General features: G+C 42.0%; 15 protein-coding genes. 14 read left to right on the plus strand and 1 reads right to left on the minus strand.

Going from position 1 to position 16,814, the window contains the following annotated elements; genetic code table 11:
• The first annotated feature begins 119 nt into the window (after positions 1-119).
• The 9 genes from A5882_RS09015 to cls all read left to right on the plus strand — a co-directional run bounded on the left by A5882_RS09015 (position 120) and on the right by cls (position 11,690).
• A complete protein-coding gene (locus A5882_RS09015; RefSeq protein ID WP_005237299.1) occupies positions 120-1,385 on the plus strand; it encodes an extracellular solute-binding protein in 1,266 nt (421 codons plus the stop codon).
• A 160-nt stretch (positions 1,386-1,545) separates the two neighbouring features.
• Positions 1,546-2,835, plus strand: coding sequence for a carbohydrate ABC transporter permease (locus tag A5882_RS09025; RefSeq protein WP_005237298.1), 1,290 nt, complete (start codon positions 1,546-1,548; stop codon positions 2,833-2,835).
• 2 nt (positions 2,836-2,837) lie between these two features.
• Positions 2,838-3,671 (plus strand): sugar ABC transporter permease, encoded by an 834-nt coding sequence (locus tag A5882_RS09030; RefSeq protein ID WP_005237297.1) that lies wholly within the window; start codon positions 2,838-2,840, stop codon positions 3,669-3,671.
• 10 nt (positions 3,672-3,681) lie between these two features.
• Positions 3,682-4,497: a DUF1189 domain-containing protein gene (locus A5882_RS09035; protein ID WP_086299192.1), complete on the plus strand. Its 816-nt coding sequence runs from the start codon at positions 3,682-3,684 to the stop codon at positions 4,495-4,497.
• 247 nt (positions 4,498-4,744) lie between these two features.
• Entirely contained in the window at positions 4,745-7,249 is a 2,505-nt protein-coding gene (secA, locus tag A5882_RS09040) for a preprotein translocase subunit SecA (protein ID WP_005237295.1), read from the plus strand.
• Positions 7,250-7,337: 88 nt separating this feature from the next.
• Positions 7,338-8,445, plus strand: a protein-coding gene (prfB, locus tag A5882_RS09045) for a peptide chain release factor 2 (protein ID WP_101495161.1) whose coding sequence is annotated in 2 segments (ribosomal slippage) — positions 7,338-7,409 and positions 7,411-8,445 — 1,107 coding nt in all. Because the reading frame shifts where the segments join, the coding sequence is not laid out codon by codon here.
• 112 nt (positions 8,446-8,557) lie between these two features.
• Positions 8,558-9,244 (plus strand): cell division ATP-binding protein FtsE, encoded by a 687-nt coding sequence (gene ftsE, locus A5882_RS09050; protein WP_005237293.1) that lies wholly within the window; start codon positions 8,558-8,560, stop codon positions 9,242-9,244.
• A complete protein-coding gene (gene ftsX, locus A5882_RS09055; protein ID WP_005237292.1) occupies positions 9,237-10,121 on the plus strand; it encodes a permease-like cell division protein FtsX in 885 nt (294 codons plus the stop codon). Before ftsE ends, ftsX begins: the two co-directional genes overlap by 8 nt.
• Positions 10,122-10,244: 123 nt before the next feature.
• Complete coding sequence (cls, locus tag A5882_RS09065) at positions 10,245-11,690, plus strand: cardiolipin synthase (RefSeq protein WP_005237291.1); 1,446 nt, start codon at positions 10,245-10,247, stop codon at positions 11,688-11,690.
• A 62-nt stretch (positions 11,691-11,752) separates the two neighbouring features.
• Here the strand turns inward: cls and A5882_RS09070 are convergent, their stop codons facing one another.
• Complete coding sequence (locus tag A5882_RS09070; RefSeq protein WP_005237290.1) at positions 11,753-11,872, minus strand: DUF4044 domain-containing protein; 120 nt, start codon at positions 11,870-11,872, stop codon at positions 11,753-11,755.
• A gap of 332 nt (positions 11,873-12,204) precedes the next feature.
• Here A5882_RS09070 and A5882_RS09075 point away from each other — a divergent pair, with 332 nt between their 5' ends.
• From A5882_RS09075 to A5882_RS09095, 5 genes are all read left to right on the plus strand, one after another.
• Positions 12,205-12,573 carry a DUF3397 domain-containing protein gene (locus tag A5882_RS09075; RefSeq protein WP_005237289.1) on the plus strand — a complete coding sequence of 123 codons (369 nt, stop codon included), beginning with the start codon at positions 12,205-12,207 and terminating at the stop codon, positions 12,571-12,573.
• 198 nt (positions 12,574-12,771) lie between these two features.
• Positions 12,772-13,203 (plus strand): division/cell wall cluster transcriptional repressor MraZ, encoded by a 432-nt coding sequence (gene mraZ, locus A5882_RS09080; RefSeq protein ID WP_086299296.1) that lies wholly within the window; start codon positions 12,772-12,774, stop codon positions 13,201-13,203.
• A gap of 25 nt (positions 13,204-13,228) precedes the next feature.
• Positions 13,229-14,188, plus strand: a complete 960-nt coding sequence (rsmH, locus tag A5882_RS09085) for a 16S rRNA (cytosine(1402)-N(4))-methyltransferase RsmH (protein WP_034878729.1) — start codon at positions 13,229-13,231, stop codon at positions 14,186-14,188.
• 5 nt (positions 14,189-14,193) lie between these two features.
• Positions 14,194-14,613, plus strand: coding sequence for a cell division protein FtsL (ftsL, locus tag A5882_RS09090; RefSeq protein WP_008377334.1), 420 nt, complete (start codon positions 14,194-14,196; stop codon positions 14,611-14,613).
• On the plus strand, positions 14,614-16,809 hold the full coding sequence (locus A5882_RS09095; RefSeq protein WP_008377336.1) for a penicillin-binding transpeptidase domain-containing protein: 2,196 nt from the start codon (positions 14,614-14,616) through the stop codon (positions 16,807-16,809).
• Positions 16,810-16,814 lie beyond the last annotated feature (5 nt).

The following is a 16,814-nucleotide window of genomic DNA, read 5'->3' on the forward strand; positions in this document are numbered from 1 at the left end:
CCTCGACATCTTAATTTAAAGGATTTTTCTATTTTTGTTATCGCTAACATTTAGAAAAGGTTTGCCATTTTAAGAAACCGGTTGCATAATGGAGTTACAAATTGCAGGAGGTAAACAGGATGAAAGTGAATTGGAAAAAGGCAGCTCTAGGATTAGTTTCAGGAAGTGCGTTGTTAGCGCTTGCGGCGTGTGGCGGCAACGGTGGTAGTACCGATGGTAGTAATGCAGATGCAGGTTCAGGTAGCGATGAAAAAACGCTCACGGTCTCTGTAGGCGCAGACTATATTGATTATATCAATGAAGTGAAATCTGACTTTGAATCTGAAAATGATGTGACCATCAACGTTGTAGAAATGGATATGTTCGATCAAATGGATGCGCTTCAACTAGACGGTCCTGCTGGGAAAGGTCCAGATGTTACGATGTCTCCTTACGATCGTGTAGGTCAAGTAGGCTCGCAAGGGCATTTGGCAGAAATGACTTTGCCAGATGATGGACGGTACAGCGATACAGACAAGCAACAGGTAACGATCGATGATAAAATCTATGGCGCACCAGCAATGATTGAAGCAGTTGTCATGTTCTATAACAAAGATTTGATCGATGAAGCGCCAGCAACTTTTTCTGATTTAGAAGAGCTAGCAAAAGATGATCGTTTTGCAGAAGGCGATGACAATGTTGGTTTCTTAGCTCGTTGGACAGACTTTTATTATACGTATGGTCTATTAGCTGGTTATGGTGGTTATGTCTTTGGGGATGAAGGGACAGATCCATCTGATTTAGGGATTAACAATGAAGGTTCTGTTGAAGCAATCACGTACGCAACTGATTGGTTCCAAAATGTCTGGCCGCAAGGAATGCTGGATGTATCAGCCAACGAAAACTTGATGTTAGATTACTTTAACCAAGGCAAAACAGCAGCCATCATTTACGGACCATGGGGCGTGAACGGCTTTGAAGAAGCAGGGATTAACTATGGCGTAGCGAAAATCCCAACGCTGAGCAATGGCAATGATTATGAAACGTTTGGTGGTGGAAAAGCATGGGTTGTTTCCAACTACTCACAAAACAAAGACGTTTCTCAACAATTTGTCGAATATTTAACAAACGAAGCTAATCAAGAGAAATTGTATGAAATGCGTCATGATATTCCAGCAAACATTATGGCTCAAGAAACAGTTGCTGCTTCTGATGATCCAGTAGCAAAAGCAGTGATCGAGCAATACAGTGTTTCACAACCAATGCCAAATATCCCTGAAATGTCTGAGGTTTGGGTAGGGGCTGAAAACATGCTGTTTGATGCAGGTTCAGGCAATATGACTCCTCAAGAAGCAGCGGATAATGCTGCCAAAACAATCGAAGAAGCGATTGAGCAGAAATATTAATAAATAGCCGATTACGGTCTGTCATTCATGTCGACGATTCTATAGAGGATGTTTGTCAAAAGGATTCCTTGCAACGTAGCACGCAAGAAATTGCTTGATGAGATTGATTTCTATGGATCGTCGGCCGCTTGGCAGACTTTCGATTTTAAGGAGGATACATATGAGGACGAATTCAAAAGCCACGCAGACAGCGCTTCTTTCAATCATCCCTGGGGTGGGACAATTCAAAAATGGTCAGAAATTTAAAGCGGGACTCTTTTTTGCGGTCTTTCTAATTTTTCTAGGCGAAATGCTTTTGTTCGGTGGACAAGCATTATATAACTTTGTCACACTGGGATCAGTACCGATGGAACACAATTCTTTGTTCTTGTTGATCGAAGGAACGCTACAGGTCATCGTTACCGTTATTTTCATTATCTTTTGGGTTTTAAATATCAAAGATGCCTATCAAGTTCGCCAAAGTATTGAAAAAGGGTTCCCGGTGGCAGTTACGAGAAAAGAGTTTTTCAATAAATTGTATGAGGATGGTTTCGCTTATCTATTGACGATCCCAGCCTATCTGGTGATGATCGTAGCAATTATTTTTCCGGTAATGGTGACACTCTTCATGGCGTTTACCAACTATGATTTTCGACATATTCCGCCAGCAAACTTAATCGACTGGATCGGTTTTTCGAATTTTACGAATATCTTCACCTTAAGTTCTTACCGCGACACCTTTGTAAAAGTGTTTAGTTGGACGGTGATTTGGACCGTTTTAGCAACTACTTTGCAAATTACCTTAGGAATACTGACAGCTGTTGTTGCCAATCAAAAATTTGTGAAGTTCCGTCGGGTCTTCGGGGTGATTTTCTTGCTTCCTTGGGCGGTGCCAGCGTTTATCACAATCATGAGTTTTTCAAATATGTTTAATGATACCGCAGGAGCGATCAATACGCAGGTGATCCCGCTATTGAACAATCTGCCCTTTGTGGATATTGGGAACATTGCTTGGAAGACCGATCCGTTTTGGACGAAAACGGCGATTATTTTGATTCAGGGTTGGTTAGGGTTTCCATATATTTATGTTATGGTCTCAGGGATTTTACAATCCATTTCTGAAGATTTGTATGAAGCAGCCAAAATGGATGGAGCAAATGCGATTCAGCGTTTTCGCAATATTACGTTACCGGCGATCTTTTTGGTGGCAGCACCAACCTTCGTTACGCAATATACAGGGAACTTTAATAACTTCTCCATGATCTATCTCTTTAACGAAGGTGGTCCAGGAAGTTTAGGTGGAAATGCCGGTTCGACGGATATTTTGATTTCATGGATCTACAAATTGACGACGGGCGGCTCGCCACAATACTCGATTGCTTCTGCATTGACCTTGATCATTTCCTTTGTGGTGATTTCCATTTCATTACTGGTGTTTAAAAAGACGAATGCATTTAATATGGAGGATTGAGGATGAAAAAGAAAAAGTTTTCTTTCAGCAAATTATTTACCTACTTGTTTATGATCGCTTTATCGATCGTTATCATCTATCCCTTGTTGATTACCGCCACCTCAGCCTTCAAGGCAGGGAATATGATCGCCTTTCGCTTGGATTTTGATGCGGATTGGACATTGAACAACTTTCGACGATTGTTCAATGAAACCCCCTATTTGACATGGTATAAAAACACCTTGATCGTGGCTGTTTCCACGATGGTGATCCAAGTAATGATCGTAACACTGGCAGGGTATACTTACAGTCGTTATCGCTTTGCCGGTCGTAAGAGCAGTTTGATGGTGTTCTTGATCGTTCAGATGGTGCCAACAATGTCGGCGTTGACCGCTTTTTATGTCATGGGCTTATTAGCAAACGGCCTAGATAGTTTCTGGTTCTTGACACTGATCTATATCGGTGGTGGGATTCCCATGAATACTTGGCTGATGAAAGGGTACTTTGATACGGTACCGATCGACTTGGATGAATCAGCAAAACTTGACGGTGCAGGGCATTTCCGCATCTTTTGGCAAATCGTTTTGCCCCTCGTAAAACCAATGGTCGCCGTGCAAGCATTGTGGGCCTTTATGGGGCCATTCGGCGAATTCTTGCTGGCGCGGTTCTTGCTTCGCTCACAAGAGCGTTTGACCGTCGCAGTCGGTCTGCAGACTTTTATCAACGATGCCCGTAACCAACGGGTAGCACTTTTTGCGGCTGGGGCGATTTTGATCGCCGTACCGATTGCTGCACTGTTTTTCTTCTTACAAAAATACTTTGTTTCAGGTTTGACCTCGGGCGGAACAAAAGGATAGGAATGATAGGATGTCTGAACAACGATTTCCCTTAACATACTTTGGGGCCATATTTTCTCCAACAAAAGTCTATGCATGGCGTAAAAAATTAAATCGCTGGCAGCAAGTGTTTGTCTATATTTTCTTGATGTCCTTGCTGATGATCCCGCTGACCTTGATGATCAGCAAGCAAACGGATCAAGCCTTTGCAGCATTTTTCCCCCATGCAAAAACACTCATGACTGCTGAAACAGCAGCCGAATACAGTGAACTGCAGCTGGAAGATGGCAAACTTTTAACGGATGAGTCACAAGTCTTTTCGCAAACAGAAGCGGGCATTATAGGTGTTGCGCTTTCAGAAGCGGACCTTTCAAGAGCAAAATATGCCATCAATTTTCGTGAAACAGACTGGACCATCAAAGAGGAAATCGATGGACAAACCTATCATTATGAGATGCGTTACACGGCGGAAATGATGCCTGATCAAGTGCATGATGCGGCTTCGTTTCAGAAAGTGATCGAAGACGGCTTTTATCGCAACAACGAGACGGCGATTTTCTTCAGCCAGACGATCACGGTGGCATTTTTATTGGTGGCAATGAATAGTATCCTCGTCATGGGCGCAGCGTTTTTCCTCTGGCTGACGAAAAAGTCGCGACTGTCGACGATCAGCAGTTTCAAAGAAAGTACCAACGTGATTTTGAATGCACTGGGGGCAGGCTCTCTGGTGGCGATGTTGGCAGGATTTATTGGCGCGGACATCATCTTGATGATTGGGATCCAATCTTTAGGCATGCTGCTGATGCTCTTCTTAGCTTTCTTAAAAACCCGTTTTAAAACGGCCTAATTTGCAAATATTCGCAACAAGTCATTTGGACGTGCGCTGGACTTTGGGCACCGATCGATGGCTTGTTGCGTATTTTTTCCCTTCGTTTCTTTAAAATCTGTGAAAAAAGGTTAAGAATCCGTTTATCACGCAAGATTGATGCGATAGTTCTATCGAAAAATATTTCATTTATGGTGAACTAGTGCTAAAATAGTTAGGAGAGTTTCCAGCTAGGATAATGTAGAAGTAAAAGGAGAATTATTAAGGTATGGCCAATTTTTTTAGAAAATTAATCGAAAACGACAAAAAAGAATTAAAACGTCTTGACCATATTGCGAATCAAGTTGAATCACATGCGGATGAAATGGCCGCTTTATCTGATGAACAATTACGCGGGAAAACCGATGAATTTCGTCGTCGTTTCCAAGAGGGAGAGACTTTGGATAAATTATTACCTGAAGCTTTTGCAGTAGTACGTGAAGCTGCAAAACGCGTTTTGGGTCTTTATCCTTACCACGTCCAATTAATGGGTGGGATCGTCTTGCATGATGGGAATATTCCAGAGATGCGTACCGGTGAAGGGAAAACCTTGACGGCGACATTACCTGTTTATTTGAATGCCTTGAGTGGTCAAGGCGTCCATGTCGTAACCGTCAATGAATACTTGGCAACTCGTGACTCGACTGAGATGGGAGAGCTGTACAACTTTTTAGGATTGACAGTCGGTTTGAACATCAACTCAAAATCAGCAGAAGAAAAACGTGCGGCGTATGCTTGTGACATCACTTATAGTACAAACAATGAATTAGGGTTTGACTATTTGCGGGACAACATGGTGGTTTATCGTCATCAAATGGTACAACGTCCATTAAACTATGCCATTGTCGATGAAGTCGATTCGATCTTGATCGATGAAGCGAGAACGCCATTGATCATTTCAGGACAAGCAGAAAAATCGACCGCGCTATACAATCGGGTCGACAATTTCGTCAAACGCTTGACGGAAGAAGAAGACTACAAAATCGATATTCAATCAAAAACGATCGGCTTGACAGAACGCGGGATCGAAAAAGCGGAAGAGACCTTCGGCTTAGAAAACTTGTATGATATCGAAAACACCGCATTGACCCATCACTTGGACCAAGCGTTGCGGGCGAATTACATCATGATTCGTGACATTGATTACGTGGTGCAAGATGGCAAAGTAATGATCGTTGACCAATTTACAGGTCGGATCATGGATGGCCGCCGCTATTCTGACGGGCTGCATCAAGCGATCGAAGCAAAAGAAAGTGTCGAGATCGAAGATGAAACCAAAACGATGGCGACGATCACATTCCAGAACTACTTCCGGATGTACAAAAAATTGTCTGGGATGACCGGTACTGCGAAAACGGAAGAAGAAGAGTTTAGAGAAATCTATAACATGCAAGTCATTCAGATTCCTACGAATAAACCGATCTTACGGGATGATCGTGCGGACTTGCTTTATCCAACACTTACCAGCAAATTCCAAGCAGTCGTTCAAGACATCAAAGAACGTCACCGCAAAGGGCAACCAGTCCTTGTAGGGACCGTCGCTGTTGAGACTTCTGAATTACTATCATCAATGCTTGATCGGGAGAAAGTTCCTCATGAAGTATTGAATGCCAAGAATCACTTTAAAGAAGCGGAAATCATTTTGAATGCTGGGCAAAAAGGCGCTGTAACGATCGCGACCAATATGGCTGGTCGGGGAACGGATATCAAGTTGGGTCTTGGTGTTGCAGAACTAGGCGGATTGGCAGTTATTGGTACCGAGCGTCACGAATCACGACGGATCGACAACCAGTTGCGGGGACGTGCGGGACGTCAAGGAGATCCAGGGATGTCGCAATTTTACCTGTCGCTAGAAGATGATTTAATGAAACGTTTTGGTTCTGAACGAATCAAAGTGTTCTTAGATCGGATGAAAATCGATGAAGGCGATGCCGTGATCCAAAGTAAGATGCTTTCAAAACAAGTAGAATCTGCCCAAAGACGAGTGGAAGGGAATAACTACGATACCCGGAAAAACGTCTTGCAATACGATGACGTAATGCGAGAACAGCGGGAAGTTATTTACGGACAACGTCAAGAAGTAATCATGGAAGAAACGGATCTTTCACCACAATTAATGAATATGGTGAAACGTTCCATCAGCCGTGTCGTTGACAGTCATACGCAATTAGAAGAAAGCAATTGGAATTATGAAGGAATCGTTGATTTTGCTGCCAATGCACTTGTTCATGAAGATACCATCAGTATTGAAGACATCAAGGGCAAATCAGCTCAAGAGATTAAAGATTATCTAAACCAACGGGCAGAAGAAGTCTTTGAACAAAAGAAAACACAACTTAATAGTCCAGAACAATTACTGGAATTTGAAAAAGTAGTGATTTTACGAGTCGTTGATACGAAGTGGACCGACCACATCGATGCCATGGATCAATTGCGCCAATCGGTTGGGTTACGGGCTTATGGACAAAACAATCCGTTAGTTGAATACCAAACAGAAGGATTCAATATGTTTGAAAACATGGTTGGAGCCATCGAGTATGAAGTAACTCGTCTGTTTATGAAGGCAGAAATCCGCCAAAACGTTCAACGGGAACAAGTAGCCCAAGGAGAAGCACAAGGGGTAGAAGAAGCACCGGCTGCCCAAGCGCCAAGTTTCAAAAACGTGGGCCGCAATGATCCTTGTCCTTGCGGAAGCGGGAAAAAATTCAAGAATTGCCACGGGAAAAATATGTAACACGTTTTGAAAAAGGTGAGAGTAGGCTGGCAGACGTTTTTGTCCAGTCTACTTTCGTTTGTAAGAAAAAAAGAAAGAAGGAATTTTAATGGAAATCGCAGATATTCGGAATCAATTGACCCAGATGAATGAAAAAATAATCAGTTTTAGGGGGTCTCTTTGACTTAGATCAGTTAGAAGAGGACATTGCGGAAGCGGAACACCAAATGGCAGATCCTACCTTTTGGGATGATTCAGAAAAAGCTCAACAAGTCATTAACGCCAACAATGCCAACAAAGAGACTTACGATCAATTCAATCAGCTAGCAGAAGAATTGGAAGAACTCGAAGTGATGTTGGAAATGATTCAAGAAGAAGCCGATCCGGAAATGGAAGCAGAACTTGATGCGCGAATCGGTAAGTTAAATGAGAAAATGGCTTCTTATGAATTGTCGATGTTGTTAGATGAACCCTATGATCGAAACAATGCCATCATCGAGCTGCACCCGGGAGCAGGCGGTACCGAGTCGCAAGACTGGGGCAGCATGCTGTTACGGATGTATACTCGTTTTTGCGAACAACATGGGTATCAGGTGGAAACTTTGGACTATCAAGCCGGTGATGAAGCGGGGATAAAAAGTGTCACATTACTTGTGAAAGGCCACAACGCCTATGGCTATTTGAAGTCGGAAAAAGGCGTGCATCGCTTGGTCCGTATTTCACCTTTTGATTCTGCTAAGAGACGGCATACGTCATTTTGCTCGGTGGATGTGATGCCAGAATTAGATGGGGCGATCGATGTGGAGATCAACTCAGATGATTTGAAGATCGATACGTACCGCGCAAGCGGCGCTGGTGGACAGCACATCAACAAAACCGAATCTGCTGTGCGGATCACTCACATTCCAACAGGTACAGTGGTCGCTAGCCAAGCCCAGCGTTCACAGCTGAAAAACCGTGAGCAAGCGATGGGGATGTTGAAAGCTAAGCTGTATCAATTAGAAGTCGAAAAGAAAGAACAAGAAGCAGCAGCCTTGCGAGGCGAGCAATTAGAGATCGGCTGGGGCTCGCAAATTCGTTCTTATGTCTTCCATCCCTATTCAATGGTCAAAGATCACCGAACGAATTTCGAAACTGGGAATGTACAGGCAGTCATGGATGGCGATTTGGACGGCTTTATCGATGCCTATTTGAAGCTGAAACTGAATCAAAAATAACCTGGTATGACTTAAACAGATTGAAACACAATTGTAATCTGTTGCAAGCAAGGTGAAATATATTCATGCTATAATAAGCCAGAATGAAAATTTGAGATGGAGAGATAGCTGTATGATAGAAATGAAAGATATAATGAAAAAGTACTCTAATGGTACGACTGCTATCCGTAACCTTTCGATTTCAATTGATCAAGGGGAGTTTGTCTATGTCGTTGGACCATCCGGCGCCGGAAAATCAACCTTTATCAAATTGATGTATCGAGAAGAAAGAGCAACAAAAGGCGTTTTGAATGTCGCAGGATATGATTTGGTCGGCATGAAAAACCGTGAGATCCCTTTGATGCGCCGGGAAATCGGCGTGGTCTTCCAAGACTACAAACTTTTACCGCGGAAAACGGTCTTTGAAAATGTTGCTTATGCAATGCAAGTTATCGGACGCAAACCCCGTGATATCAAAAAACGGGTGATGGAAGTTTTGGATTTGGTCGGACTGAAACATAAAGTTCGGGTCTTTCCAAGTGAGCTTTCCGGTGGGGAACAACAACGGGTGTCGATCGCTCGTGCCATCGTAAATACACCAAAGGTATTGATTGCGGATGAACCAACCGGAAATCTAGATCCTGAAAACTCATGGGAAATCATGAAATTGCTTGATCGAATCAATGCACAAGGAACAACGGTCGTTATGGCGACCCATAATAGTACGATCGTAAATACGATTCGTCATCGCGTGATCGCGATTGAGAATGGCCGCATTATTCGCGACCAAGCGGAAGGAGAATATGGTTACGATGATTAGAACATTTTTCCGTCATCTCCTGGAGAGTATTAAAAGTTTAAAGCGTAACGGCTGGATGACTATCGCGTCATTGAGTGCCGTGACGATCACATTAACATTAGTCGGTATTTTTCTAGGTGTAATCTTAAATGCAACAAAACTAGCCGAAGATATTCGTGAGAATGTGGACGTGTCGGTTTTCGTTGATATTGGTACAGAACAAGAAGACATGGATGCTTTAGAACAGGCCTTAAATGATCTGCCGAACGTTTCAGAAGTGACATTTTCTAGTCGAGACGAAGAATTGCAGAAGATCCAGGATGCCATGGGGGATTCATGGAACTTGTTCGAAGGCGACAGTAATCCACTGTATAACGTATTTGTTGTAAGTGCAACAGATCCAGAGTATACGACAGAGATCGCAGAACAAGCTGGGGATTTGCCGAATGTCTTTAAAGCCGATTACGGTGGAGATTCTTCTGACCGAATCTTTGAATTGTCTGCGGCTGTGCGGACTTGGGGCTTAGCTGCTGCTGTCTTACTGATTTTTGTGGCAATGTTCCTAATCTCTAATACGATTCGGATCACGATTTTGTCCCGTCAAAGAGAAATTCAAATCATGCGTCTGGTTGGGGCGAAAAACGGCTACATTCGTTGGCCATTCTTCCTTGAAGGAGGCTGGATCGGACTCTTAGGATCAATTGTCCCAATTGCGTTGATGTACTTCGGGTATCATCAAGTTTATGCAATGGTCAATCCATCCTTGCTACGTTCAAATTACAGCTTAATTGCACCAAATATGTTTCTAATACAAGTGTGCGGTGTGATGGCACTGATTGGTATCGTGATTGGTTCGCTTGGTTCCGTCTTATCAATGCGCCGATTTTTAAAATTCTAAACGTATGTTTTATTAAAGTCGATCGTCAGATCGGCTTTTTTTGTTTCATCACAGTGTTTCTTTACTTTAGGTACTATTTTTTGATATGCTTTAGTAGCGGGAAATCGGGGAAGAGGTGGAAAAATGGTTGTAATGGATAATTTGGTAACCATTTTATTTATAGTTAATATTTTGTTATCAATCATTATCATTTTCAGAGAGAGACGTCAGACTGCTCAGACATGGGCTTGGCTTTTGGTCTTGATGTTCATCCCAATCGTTGGTTTTGTGCTTTACTTTTTCTTTGGTAGAGGAATTTCCAAGGAAAAGATTTTCGATATGCGCTCACAAGCAAAGATTGGTCTAAACGTTGAATTAGAAGAACAAAAACAAGCGCTCGCGCGTCATTTGTTTCCGCATCCGCCGACTGCTCAAGTAGAAGTCCAGCAGTTAGTCTATCTGTTGACGGTCTTTGGTCAATCCCTCTATACGACAGCCAATAGCATGACACTTTATACCGATGGGCGGCAGAAATTTGATGCCTTGATTGCGGATATCGAACAGGCAAAAAATCACATTCATATGGAATATTATATTTATCGCAGTGATGCATTGGGAAATGAGGTCAAAGAAGCATTGGTACGAGCCGCAAAGCGAGGCGTAAAAGTAAGAGTCTTGTTAGATGCTTGGGGCAGTACCCAGGTATCATTGAAGTTTTTTGATGAATTGCGTCTGCATGGCGGGCAAATTGCCTTTTTCTTTCCTTTGTTCGTTCCTTATGTCAATCCGCGAATCAATTATCGGAATCATCGTAAAATCGTGGTGATTGATGGTGAGATTGGTTATACAGGCGGTTTTAATGTGGGAGATGAATATCTAGGACAAGTGGAAAAATTTGGTTATTGGCGAGACAATCACTTGCGAATTGCCGGTTCAGCTGTCTATTCGCTGCAAAATCGGTTTTTGATGGATTGGAATTCACAACATGCCTTGGAGATCAAATATGATCCTTCTTTGTTTCCTGAAATCAAACAAGCGGGGACAGTCGCAGCCCAAGTCATCACTAGTGGTCCTGATACGGAACATGAAGAAATTAAAATGACGTATTTGAAAATGATCAATTTAGCCAAGAAAGAAATCCTAATTCAAACGCCGTATTATATTCCGGATGAAGCCATTCATAACGCCTTAAAGTTAGCACTGCTCTCTGGGGTGAAAGTTCATATACAAATTCCGAACAAACCAGATCATCCCTTGGTTTACTGGGCGACCTATTCCTTTGCGGCTGAGCTGCTTCATTTTGGAGCAATCATTGAAACCTATGAGAAAGGGTTTATGCATGCGAAAACGATGATTATAGATAGTGGACTTGTATCGATTGGTTCAGCAAATATCGATGTTCGATCCTTTCGCTTAGATTTTGAAGTCAATACGATTATCTATGATGCGCAACTTGCGACTCAAACAAAAGAAGCGTTTCTGGCGGATTCGATCGATTCCAAACCGTTAACGATCGAAGCGTATCAACAAAGAAAATTGACGATCAAGATCAAGGAAGGCCTGGCACGTCTTGTGTCACCGTTACTGTAAAAAAATGCCCTTTTCCAAAAGATGGAAGCCATCATTTTGGAAAAGGGCATTTTTTAATAGGATTAACCCATAATACTTGTGTACGCTGCTAAGAAAATCGAGCCGACAGTGAGAATAAGCATGGTCCAGATCACGACTTGCGTGATTTTTGCAAAGGTACTTTTTGGTTTTTTCTCGTTCATTCTAATCCACCTTTTAGAGTTATTCTAGTGACAGTTTACCCTCAATTTCTCAAGAACTCAAGTTGATCCAAGGAGAAATTAAGAAAATTTCAATTTCACTATAAAAAAATTCGTTAGAATGGCAAGATAGGCTTGTTGAAGCTACTCCCTTCTGTTTTAATAGGTAAAGAAATACATTCTTTAAAACTTTCAAAAGTTAGTTGTTGAAATAAGAGCCTCCTTAAAAAATTTCATGGCTGTCTTATTCCGGCTTAAATTTTTAAAAGAACTGAAACATGGATGTAAAGAAAATAAAGTATAGTGACACTAGTTGTTAGAAAGGATTTTGCTGTATGTCTGGATTTAATCCAATCGTTTTGTTTTGGTATATTTTTCCTGTGCTCGTTTATTTTGCTTGTCGTTTTATCGTTTCTGCACTTTCGTTGAATGATCGTTTCCATGTGAAGGCACCGGATTTAGCGGTACCATTTTTAATGGTGGGGATTCATCAATTATCAAAATATACTTTTGATCAAGCAATCACATTGTATTATTTGATCTCCATTTTTTTATTAGGCATTCTACTGGCCGTCTTTCAGGCGTACTACTATGAAGAGATCCAATATGGTCGCTATTTTAAGATGTATTGGCGCAGTATTTTTCTATTTACGATCATTTTTCATGTCGTTTTGATCATTCTAAATATCGTAAGTTACTTATAGTGTTTTGCCCCTTGATAAACGTCCATTTTTTCACTTAAAGTTTTTTTAAAGACTTTAAGGAGTCTGATTTCCTCTTTTTGTTCATTTGGTAAAGAAAAGTCAAACAACTTCCCTTTCAAATTTCATATAATTTGTGGTAGAAAGTGGGGGATTGTGGTAGACTGTGAATATCAGGTGGAGATCGGGGGTTATTTATCGATGTTTATGGGTGAATTTCAACATTCGATAGATGCAAAAGGCCGACTAATCGTCCCTTCAAAACTACGAGGAAAACTCGGAGAAAAATTTGTTGTGACACGTGGATTAGATGGCTGTTTATTTGGCTACCCCTTATCTGAATGGGAAAAACTTGAAGAAAAACTAAACGAAATGCCTTTAGCGAAAAAGGATGCTCGGACATTTGTCCGCTTCTTTTATTCTGCTGCAACAGAGTGCGAGATCGATAAACAAGGACGAATCAATATCCCTGTTACATTGAGAAATCATGCAGACCTTACTAAAAGCTGCGTGATCATCGGGGTTTCAAATCGAATCGAGATTTGGGATGAAACGCGTTGGCAAGCATTCTCTGAAGAAGCAGAAGAAAACTTTGATGAAATTGCTGAAACAATGATCGACTTTGGCTTATAGGCTTGATAGGAAGAGGAAAAAACACATGGCAGATTTTCAACACTACACCGTTATGCTACAGGAGACCGTTGATGGATTATCAATTCGTCCAGAAGGCGTCTATGTCGATTGTACATTAGGTGGAGCTGGTCATAGTGAATATTTATTGTCACAACTGTCTGAAGAAGGACATCTCTTTGCTTTTGATCAAGACCAAACCGCCATCGACCATGCAAAAGAACGTTTAGCACCTTATGTTGCTAAAGGGATGGTCACGTTTATTAAAAGTAATTTCCGCTATTTAAAGGAAGCATTGAATCAACACGGCGTAAGCCGAGTCGATGGTATTTTGTATGATTTAGGTGTTTCCTCACCCCAATTAGATGAAGCCGAACGTGGCTTTAGCTACCACCAAGATGCACCGCTGGATATGCGGATGGATCAAACTGCAGCATTGACTGCCTATGAAGTGGTCAATCAATTCGACTACCATCAATTAGTCAAAATCTTCTTCCGTTATGGAGAAGAAAAATTCTCAAAACAAATCGCTCGGGAAATCGAGCGGGTGAGACAAGATCATCCCATCGAAACAACGGGGGAATTGGTCGATATCATCAAAACAGCCATTCCAGCTCCAGCAAGAAGAAAGGGCGGTCACCCAGCAAAACGGGTTTTCCAAGCCATTCGAATTGCAGTCAATGATGAGCTAGGTGTAATTGAAGACTCACTTGAACAAGCCATTCATCTTTTAGCAGTCAACGGACGTGTCAGTGTGATCACGTTCCACTCATTAGAAGATCGCATTGTGAAATCGATGTTCAAGGAATACAGTACACCAAAGGATATGCCACCAGGTCTGCCGATGATACCAGAAGAATTTCAACCAACATTAAAACTTATAACAAGAAAACCACTGCTTCCTACTGAGGAAGAAGTAGCTGAAAATAATCGTTCTCGTAGTGCGAAACTACGAATCGCGGAAAAAATCAAGGAAAGCGAAGGGTAACAACTATGGCAGAACTAAAAGTTCATGACTATGAATTCAGAGAACCTCTTGAATCACAACCTTTGGATCACTCTGAACCGACAACTGAAAAACTGCCTACTGATCCCCAGCGTCCTGAGGTCATCCGTGTACCAGCATCTCCGGCTCGTCGGTTAAAAAGTATTTCTACTCTAGAAAAACTGATTGCTGCCTTTGTGATTATCGCTGTATTGACGTTGGCAATCTTGACCATCAATATTCGGACCAATATCAGCCAAGTTGAGCATGATATTTCCTTGATCCAATCGGATATCACTGAGAAAACAACACAAGCAGAACAGTTGGAACAAGAGAAAAATGAACTTTCTAAAACCGAGCGCATCCAAAAGATTGCTGAGGATAATGGATTGTCGATCGATGATGGCAATTTAAGGAAAGTGGACTAAATGAAGTTAACAGATAAATTCAAGCAATACTTAAAAAAGAACAATCAAACTACAACGAACAATCGCAAAAAAGTAGGTATTATTCTCTTTGCTACGAGTATTGGATTGTTCTTTTTGTTTGTCACGCGTTTGAGCTATATCGTCATTGTCGGGGATGTCGCGGGAACTTCATTAGCAGAAAAGACCAAAAATCTTTATGAAGGCAGCGAAGTGATCAAAGCGAAACGTGGAACAATCTATGACCGTAATGGGATTCCGATCGCCGAAGATGTGACCTCGTATTCCATTTATGCTGTTTTGAATCAGAATTACAAAGATGGCAACAAAAATCTCTTTGCAGAAAAAGCAAACTTCAATAAGTTGGCCAAAATTTTGTCAGATGTATTGTCCATTGATCAAGAAACAGCAGTCAATACGTTAGAGGATGGCCTTGAGCAACAATTGTGGCGGGTCTCTTTTGGGAGCAAGGGAAATAATATTACATTAGAACAAAAAAATGCGATCGAAGATGCAATGGAAAAAGAAGATATTGCCGGCTTCCATTTTGATAGCCATCCAGCTCGCCTTTATCCGAATGGGGTCTTTTCTTCTCACTTTATCGGGTATGCTGTTGCCAATGATGACGATACTGGTCTAGTCGGCAAAACTGGGTTGGAAGCTGCTTACAATGATGTATTATCGGGAACTGATGGTGAGATCGTTTATCAAAAAGATAACAATCAAAACCCGCTGCCCGGAACAGTAGCAGAGACCGTCGCAGCCGTTGACGGAAAAGACGTTTATACCACCATCGATAGTCGAATCCAAAGCTATTTGGAAACGCTGATGGACAGCGTCTTTAAAGAAAACAAACCAGAAAACTTAACAGCGAACTTAATGGATGCCAAAACCGGCGAAATCATAGCGATGGCGCAACGACCAACCTACAATCCAGAAAATTTGGATTCGATCAATGATTGGCAAAATCTGTTAGTTGAAGACAACTATGAGCCAGGATCAACCATGAAGATTTTGACGACAGCAGCTGCCATCGATCAAGGCATCTTCAATGAGAACGAAACCTTTACCCCAAGTCCTGATGGATTAAAACTTTACGATGCAACCATCAATGACTGGGACTTTGGTCAAAAAGGAACACTGACGATGCGCCAAGCTCTTTCATGGTCCAGTAATATCGGAATGGTGACCTTGGAGCAGCGGATGGCTGATCGTTGGCAACAATACTTAAAAGAATTTGGCTTTGGCCGTAGCACCTATTCAGGATTGCCTAACGAAAATACTGGAATCACCCCAGAAGATAATCCTGTCAGCCAAGCGATGACTTCCTTTGGTCAAGCGATTGGTGTGACGAATTTCCAAATGATGCAGGCTTTCACATCGGTCGCAAATAATGGAACGATGCTGAAACCACAATTTATTAGTAAAATCGTTGATGGCAATACTGGAGAAGAAACGGTCACGCAACCAGAAGAGGTCGGCCATCCGATCACAAAAGAGGCTGCAACAGAGGTCCGTGAATATATGCGTGATGTTGTCGAGAGTGAAAATTATGGAAGTGCCTATGGCGTTTATGAATTACCTGGCTACAACATTTCTGCAAAAACAGGGACGGCCCAAGTAGCCGATCCAACAACCGGTAAGTATTTGTCTGGTGGCACCAATTATCTATATTCCGTTGTTTTGATGTTTCCTTCAGAAGAACCAGAATACATTTTGTATTTGACGATTAAATTACCAGAGAAGCACGAAAGCACCGTGTTGGGTGAAATTGCCAATCCATTGATGAAACGGGTCATGGATCTGAAAAACTCTGCATTAGAAGAAAGCACAACATCTGGTAGCGAAACAACTGTGGGGGATTATCGCAATCTCGATACAGAATCGGCTGCAACGGATGTTCAAAAAGCTGGATTGATCCCGGTAGTCATCGGGGATGGTGAAAAAGTCATTGCCCAATCGGTTGACAGTGGGACTTCGATCATGCCTGGCGGACGGGTACTGCTCGTTACCGACAGCGATAAGTACTATATGCCGGATACGACTTCTTGGTCAAAAGCAGACTTAATCAAATTTGGTAGTCTGCTGAATGTAGACGTCAGTTTTGAAGGAAACGGCTATTGTACCAAACAAAGCGTGGAACCATACACCGAATTATCAGGACAATCGATCAAGTTTACACTAAGTGAAAACGAATAAATAGG

Source organism: Enterococcus sp. 4E1_DIV0656, assembly GCF_002140695.1.
GTDB classification, from domain to species: domain Bacteria; phylum Bacillota; class Bacilli; order Lactobacillales; family Enterococcaceae; genus Enterococcus_D; species Enterococcus_D entomosocium.